Below are 7,000 nucleotides of genomic sequence, written 5' to 3' on the forward strand. Positions count from 1 at the left end.
GTCGGCGGAACGGCACTGCTGAGCCTCTGGGCACGCCAGACGTTCCTGCCGAGCGAGAACACCAGAAACGACGACTGAGTTCTCGTTCGGCTGTCGGCGAGACGTCGAGTAACGGAGTGCAAGGAACGGTCGCCGCGAGCGCGCTCAGGCCCGTTCCTCCGGTCCTCTTCTCCCTGAAGGAGGCGAACCGATCTCCTTCGCCACGTCCCACACGCGTGCTCCGTCGTCGTACCCCACGGTGATGATCAGCGGTGGGCCCTGCGCCGGCCGGACTTGGCAGGCGGCGCGTACCCAGCCGTGGCCGCTGAGGAGGTCGGCGAGGTCCATGCCCAGGTCGCCGGCGCGCTCGCCGGTGAACGGGTCCCAGACAGCGGTGCCAGGTCCGTCCCCGCCGGCGACGAGGAGCGTGTGGTCCCCGGCTTCCGCCTGGCACAGGGCGTACACGGGCCCGACACCGGCGGTGAACGCCCGTGCCTCCTGTGGTGTCTCCACGTCCCACAGTCGGACGACCCCGTCCCAGCCGGCGGTGGCGAGCAGGGTGCGGTCGCCGTCGGACACCTCGCACAGGGTCCACACGGAGCGGTTGTGCGCAGTGAGCTCCAGTGCCGCTCGCCCGGACTTGGCGTGCCACAGGGTCACTGTGCCGTCGCCGTGCCCGGCCGCGAGCAGCGTTCGCCCGCCCGTACGCACCTGACACAGGGCGAAGGTCCATCCTCTCCGGGGGCCGGCGTCGATCGTGCGCACCAGCCGGCCGTCGCGCGGGTCCCAGATGCGTATCACGCGGTCCCGGCCCGCCGAGGCCAGCAGGTCGCGCCCAGAGACCCGCACCGTGCACAGCGCGTACACCCAGCCGCGATGACCGGGGAGGGAGGCCACCAGCGCGCCTCGGTCCTCCAGATCCCAGAGCCGGACGACCCCGTCCCGGCCGCCGGACGCCAGCAAGGGCCTGCCGTCGACGTGGACCTCGCACAGCGTACGGATCCAGGTGTGCGATTCCGTGAGGACCGCCGTGTCCTCGCGCGCGGCCGGGTCCGCGAGCCGGATCACCTTGCGGTGCCCGGAGTACGCCACGAGTCTCCGGCCGCCGACCGTGACCTCGCAGGCCGCCTCGAACGACGGCCGGAGCCGGTACCGGCCGTCCGACCGCCGGACCACCCATACGACGATCAGGACGATCAGGACGATCCCTGCCACTATGCCGACGATCAACATCCGCCCTCCCCGAAATCCCCGGAGCCTTCCTGATGCGGCAACGGCCGCGGCCCCTACAGGACTTGATCTTCAGGCGTGCGTCAGGCCGGGACGATCGTGCTGTTACGTAGATCGGTTACGTAGTTTCCGCATCCGTTCGTCCGACCCGTGCCACCCGGACGATGATTGTGAGATCGAGGACACGAACCCACAGGTTGTCAGTGGCGTACGACAGGATGTGCGGGGGCACCAACTGTCGCGGGGGCGTGAGGGCATGACGACGGAACGGACACCGCTGGTCGGCAGAGAGGCGGAACTCGCGCGGCTCGACCGGCTGCTGGCGGATCTGGTGGGGGACGTGCCCGGCCGCCCGGCGCTGCTGGACGTCGGCGGTGAGGCGGGCATCGGCAAGAGCCGTCTGGTCCACGAGCTGTGCCTGGCCGCGACGCGGCGCGGGGCGGCGGTGCTGCGCGGCCGGGCGACTGAGTACGAACGCCACATCCCGTTTCAGCCGTTCACCGACGCCTTCTCCGACCTCGCCCCGGAGGCCGTCGAATCCTTCCCGGCGGCTGCCGAGGTCGCCCCGGTGCTCAGCGGCGCTCCCCGCGGCACGGACCGCTTCCACCTGCACCGGGCCATCGCCGCCCTGTTGACCCACGCCGCGGCGTCTCCGCTGGTCGTGGTCCTGGACGACATGCACTGGGCGGACGCCGCGTCGCTGGAACTCCTCGACCATCTCGTACGGCACCCCGTACGCGCCCGCGTCCTGCTGGTCCTCGCCCGCCGCGACCGGCAGAGCCCCGCGCCGCTCGCCGCGTCCCTCACCCGCGGCACGGAGACCGGCACGGTACGGCGGACGGTCCTCGGCCCGCTCGGCGAGCGGGAATGCATCGAACTGCTCACCCCCGACCTGGCCCGAGACCAGGCCGTACGGCTCTTCACGGCGAGCGAGGGCAACCCGCTGTACCTGCTGACCCTGCTCCAGGCGCACCGCGAGGGCGCGTCGGTGAACCGACTGTCCACGACCGGCCTCGGGGCGCTGCTGCTCGACGAGCTGACCCCGTTGACGCCGTCGCAGGGCCGGCTCGTCCAAGTGGTGGCAGCTCTGGGCGACCACGCCACGCCCGCGCTGCTCGGCCCGGTGACCGGTCAGGACCCGGGGCAACTGACCGAGGACCTCGCCGTACTGACCCGGCGCGACCTGCTGCGCACCGGCACGCACGGGCGGATCGCGCTGCGCCACCCCGTGCTGCGCAGCCTCGTCCGAGACGGCACCGACCCCTGGCTGCGAACGGAGACCCACCGGCTCGTCGGCGCCGAACTCGCCCGGATCGGCGCCCCGTTGGCCGAGCGGGCGCACCACGCCGAGCAGTCGCTGTCCGGTTGGGACCCGCGGGCGGCGGCGGTGCTGGACGAGGCTGCCGAGCAGGCCGCGCAGACGGCGCCCGCGAGCAGCGCGCACTGGCTTGAGGTGGTGCTGCGGCATCTTCCGCACACGCCGGAACACGCGGGCAGACGGCGCGAGTTGATGCTCCGGCGGGCCCGGGCGCTGGGCGTCGGCGGCCGGCTCCGGGAAAGCCGGGACCTGTTGCACCAGGTGATCGCCCTGCCCGACCCGGGCGACGGGACGGGGTCGCGGGCGTCCGCTGTCGTGCTGTGCGCCGTCATGGAGCGCCATCTGGGGCGTTACTCGGAGGCGGTCGCCCTGCTCCGCCGCGAGTTGCACCGCACTGATCCCGCGCCATCGCTCGCCGACCAGGTGGCGCTGGGCCTGGAGCTGGGCTCCTCGGCCCCGCACGACACCTCGTACCCGGCGGTGCGCTCCGAGGTGGCACACACCCTGGAGGTGGCCCGCTCCCTCGGGGACGAGACGGCGGTGGCGGGTGCGCTGAGCGTCGCGGCGCTCGGAGAGGCGTACGAGGGGGAGACAGCCGCGGCGGACGACTTCACCCGCCGGGCGGCGGCCCTCGTGGACTCGCTGCCGGACGGCGATCTGACCGGCCTGTGCGAGCCGCTGGTACGGCTGGCCTGGGCGGAGGCGTTCCTGGAGCGCTTCGCCGACGCCGAGCGGCACGCCGATCGAGGCCTGGCCATAGCCCGCCGCACCGGCCAGCTCTACCTCCTGCCCCACCTTCTGCTGTGCAAGACACATGTGCGCACCCAGACCTGTCGGCTCGCGTCGGCGGTGGAACTGTCCGAGGAGGCCGAGGACATCGCCCGCGGCATCGGCAGTGACGATCTGCTCGCCTTCGTCCTCGCGACCAGGGCCCATGCCTTGGTTGACGCCTACCCACCCGGCGATCCGCGGCCACTGGCCGCCGCCGAGGAGGCGGTGGCCGCGGCGGGTCTCGGCGTCAACTGGTGGGCGTCCATCGCTTGGTGTGTACTCGGCTACGCGGCGCTCACCGCCGGCGACCCGGCTCGTGCCCGGGAGGCGGTGCTGCGTGCCGGTGGCCCCGGCCTGCGGCGGATGCAGCCCTCCATGCGTCCGCTGTTCCTGGAGGTCCTGGTGACCGCCGCCGTCACCATGGGTGACCTGGACGTGGCGAAGGAGTGGGCCGAGCGGGCCTACGAGGAGGCCGAGCGGCTCGATCTGCCCGTGCAGCGCGCCTCGGCCATGCGCAGCGCCGCGCAGATACGTCTCGGTCTCGGTGACGACAGGGCGGCGGCGGACCTGTTCGTGGCGGCGGCCGACGAGAGCGCCCGCAGCGGAGGGGTGTTCTGGGAGGCGTTCTCCCTGCTCTTCGGCGCCTCCCTGCTGGCGGCGGACCCGGACGGTTCGCGGCGGGGGCAGGCGGCCTGGCACCGGGGGCGGCGACTCGCCGTGGCCGGGGGCTGCGGGATGCTGACCGGTCTTGCCGAGGCGGTCGGCCCGGCGGTGGCCGCCGCCGCCGACGGGCCCGAGCGCCGCCTCGCCGAACTGACCGCCCGCGAACGGGAGATCGCCGACCTCGTCGCCGACGGCCTCACCAGCCCGGCGATCGCCGAACGACTCTGCCTGAGCCGCCGCACGGTCGAGACCCACATCTCCCGGGTCTACCGCAAGACGGGAGTCTCATCGCGGGCAGCTCTGGCGGGCCTGATGGCGGGGCGCACACCGAGGCCTTCCTTGAGCGGATGAGCCACGCGCGGTTCGAGCCGCGGATACCGGGGGTCTCCTGCACATCAGCCACAAATCCTAAGGGCTCGCAGAGAATCAACATGCGGGTTTGATCTTCATCAGGGAGTGGGTTCCGTACTGGTCGAGGTGGGCGGCCACGTCAGTCGGGGTGCGGAATCTGGCGGTTGAGGGGTGGATGGCGTGATCGTGCTCGGCCAGTAGCGGGCGTGCTTCCTGGACGGCCCGTGTGAGAGTGCTTCCGGTGACGCCGAAGAGCCGGGCGAGCAGGTCATGGGTGCCGATCTTGCGGAGGCAGAGCACGGTGGCCAGGATGCGGTCTGCGTCGGAGAGCTTGTCCTTGGCGCCGGCACCTCGCCTCCGTCGGCGCTCGCCGCCCCGGTGCTCGTGGCGGGTTTGCTCGCGTCGTTGCGCGAGCGCGGGGAGCAACACATGGACCAGAGCGTCGAGTTGGGCAGCGGTCATGCCGGTCAGCTCCGGGTCGCGGAGAGATTGGGCGTCAACGCCGTCCGGGGGGCGCGGCCGGGCGGTTGGGGCGATGGCGGCATCCGGTTCCGTCTCATGGCGTGGGGCTGGGAGAGAACCGGCGGGGCGGAGCGTGTAGTTCCAGTCGCCGTGGAAGCGGTGTCGGCTCATTGCCAGTGCGTCGATCTCGGCGTCGGTAACCTTCACGCCGGTGTCGTAGGTGCCGGCGTCGAGCTCGGCTTCTCCTTTCAGACCGGTGCGGGTGGTGGTCGCCGCGATGCTGTCCACGATGACTTCATGGCTGGTCAGCGGTCTGCCGCGCCAGTTCATGGTGATGTGGGAGAACAGCCGGTGCTCGATCTTGTTCCACTTCGAGGTCCCGGGCGGTAGGTGACAGACAGTGATCTGCAGGCCCGTCCCGGAGGCGAGAGCGGCCAGTTCACTCTTCCAGCCCCGGGTGCGGTAGCCGTTGGAGCCGCCCGCGTCCGCGGTGATCAGAACACGGGTGGCGTGCGGGTAGTCGTGTCGGCCACGGGCCTGCCACCAGCGCCGGATCGAGGCGACGGCGAATTCGGCGGTGTCGTGGTCGGTGCCGACGTTGACCCAGCCGGTGTTCGCCGCGAGGTCGTAGATGCCGTAGGGGATCGCCTTGCCCGGTCCCTGCCGGTCCAGGAAGTCATGTGTTTTGACCAGCACGGTTCGCCCGCGGGCCGCCACTGACGCGCGGCGTTCTTGTAGTCGCCGACCAACTCCTTCTTCTTGGTGTCCACGCTGATCACCGGGTCCCCGGCACGCATGTGTTCCCGGGCCTGGTCGTTGATGTAGTGGAACTGGGCATCACGGTCCGGGTGTTGTGCGCCCTCGATGGTCTTCGCGTTGGCCTGCAGGCTGAAGCCCTCCTCCCGGAGCAGGTCCCCGACCGTGTCCGCGCTCACCTTGTGCCCCTGGCGGGTGAGTTCGGCGGCAAGCTTCCTCGTCGACTTGGTTGTCCAGCGCAGCGGCGATATCGGATCCCCACGTACGTCCGGCTCGACCAGTGCGAGCAGGGCCGGCCGCAGCCCCGGGTCCACCTCGGCGGCCTTCTTGCGCCCGCCGCCGGGACGGCGAACCCGCCCCAGCGGTCCCTCACCCGCCTCCAACTCGTCCACGCCCTTGCGAACCGTGGTCTCGCTGACCTGAGCCGCCTGAGCGACCACTCGGACACCACCGTGCCCCAGGACCCGGGCCTCGGCTCCCATCAGCAGCCGACGCTGCCGCTCGTCCAGATGCGGGAACAACACCCCGAACTTGACAGCCAGTTGATCACACGTCGCGTCAGGGATGCCCGTACCAGGTGAACGAGCCCGGATGCGTGAAGCAACACGTTGATTCTCTGCGAGCCCTTACGCGGATCGATCGACCGCCGCGTCAAGATGATCTCCGGCTACGAAATCTTGCCAGGGCCGTTGAAGTGCAGAGTTGCGTACGGACTGCGTGTCGATGACCACGAGGGACGGGTCCTCTCATCGGCGGGTCTTCTCTCGCACCTGGTAGCGCAGCAGTTCCTGGATCTGCTGGTCGAGCCCGTCCTCGCGCCACAGCGTGAAGTAGTACAACACCGTCGACCAGGCCGGCAGATCATGAGGCAGATAACGCCACTGACAGCCCGTCCGGTTCTGGTAGAAGATCGCGCTCACGACGTCCCGGAGATCGCAACTCCCGGGATCGCCGGTCGCCGACCGTGCGACCCGCTCCCGCTTCCACGCCGTGATCATCGGCCCGATCAACGCCGATTGCTCATCCGCCAAGTCGCTCGGATACGACTCTCGCTCCACACAACGAACCTCAGCATGAACACCGGCGAGCCTGGACGGCGACTAGTTACCACGAACGAGTGATCACGAACTAAGAAAGATCGGACTTGACGTCCTCTTGGGGAAGAGGACGCGTGGAATGGATTTGGCAATCGGTGTGATTGACCGGCCGTCAGAAATGAGGAAAACCCTTCGGAGGAAGGGAAATTTTTGTAACAGAAGTAGATATCAGGGCAGTTCACCAGCCGCCAGGACGGAGAAGCTCTGCCTCGACAGGTGCGTTTTTTGGAATTCGCGGAGCGAATTCCTTGGACGAATTGCGGAGCAATTCGTCCGATCGTCACGGAGTGACGATCCATCAACTACCTTGCGGAGCAAGGTAGTTGGCCCGCCGCGTAGCGGCGGCGCGTCGTGTCTGCGGAGCAGACCGCGC

General features: G+C 70.1%; 2 protein-coding genes and 2 pseudogenes. 1 reads left to right on the plus strand and 3 read right to left on the minus strand.

Going from position 1 to position 7,000, the window contains the following annotated elements; all coding sequences use genetic code 11:
- Nucleotides 1–144: 144 nt before the first annotated feature.
- Entirely contained in the window at nt 145–1,212 is a 1,068-nt protein-coding gene (locus tag ACWDR4_RS49605) for a WD40 repeat domain-containing protein (RefSeq protein WP_450418752.1), read from the minus strand.
- A 253-nt stretch (nt 1,213–1,465) separates the two neighbouring features.
- On the opposite strand from ACWDR4_RS49605, the gene ACWDR4_RS49610 reads away from it, so the two are divergent.
- Nucleotides 1,466–4,312: a helix-turn-helix transcriptional regulator gene (locus tag ACWDR4_RS49610; RefSeq protein WP_450418754.1), complete on the plus strand. Its 2,847-nt coding sequence runs from the start codon at nt 1,466–1,468 to the stop codon at nt 4,310–4,312.
- A 75-nt stretch (nt 4,313–4,387) separates the two neighbouring features.
- On the opposite strand, the pseudogene ACWDR4_RS49615 reads toward ACWDR4_RS49610, so the two are convergent.
- Together ACWDR4_RS49615 and ACWDR4_RS49620 are read right to left on the minus strand one after the other, a co-directional pair.
- A pseudogene (locus tag ACWDR4_RS49615) lies at nt 4,388–6,012 on the minus strand (ISAzo13 family transposase).
- A gap of 267 nt (nt 6,013–6,279) precedes the next feature.
- Nucleotides 6,280–6,588, minus strand: a pseudogene (locus tag ACWDR4_RS49620) (transposase); the annotation flags it as partial.
- Nucleotides 6,589–7,000 lie beyond the last annotated feature (412 nt).

Source organism: Streptomyces sp. NPDC000878 (genome assembly GCF_053599695.1).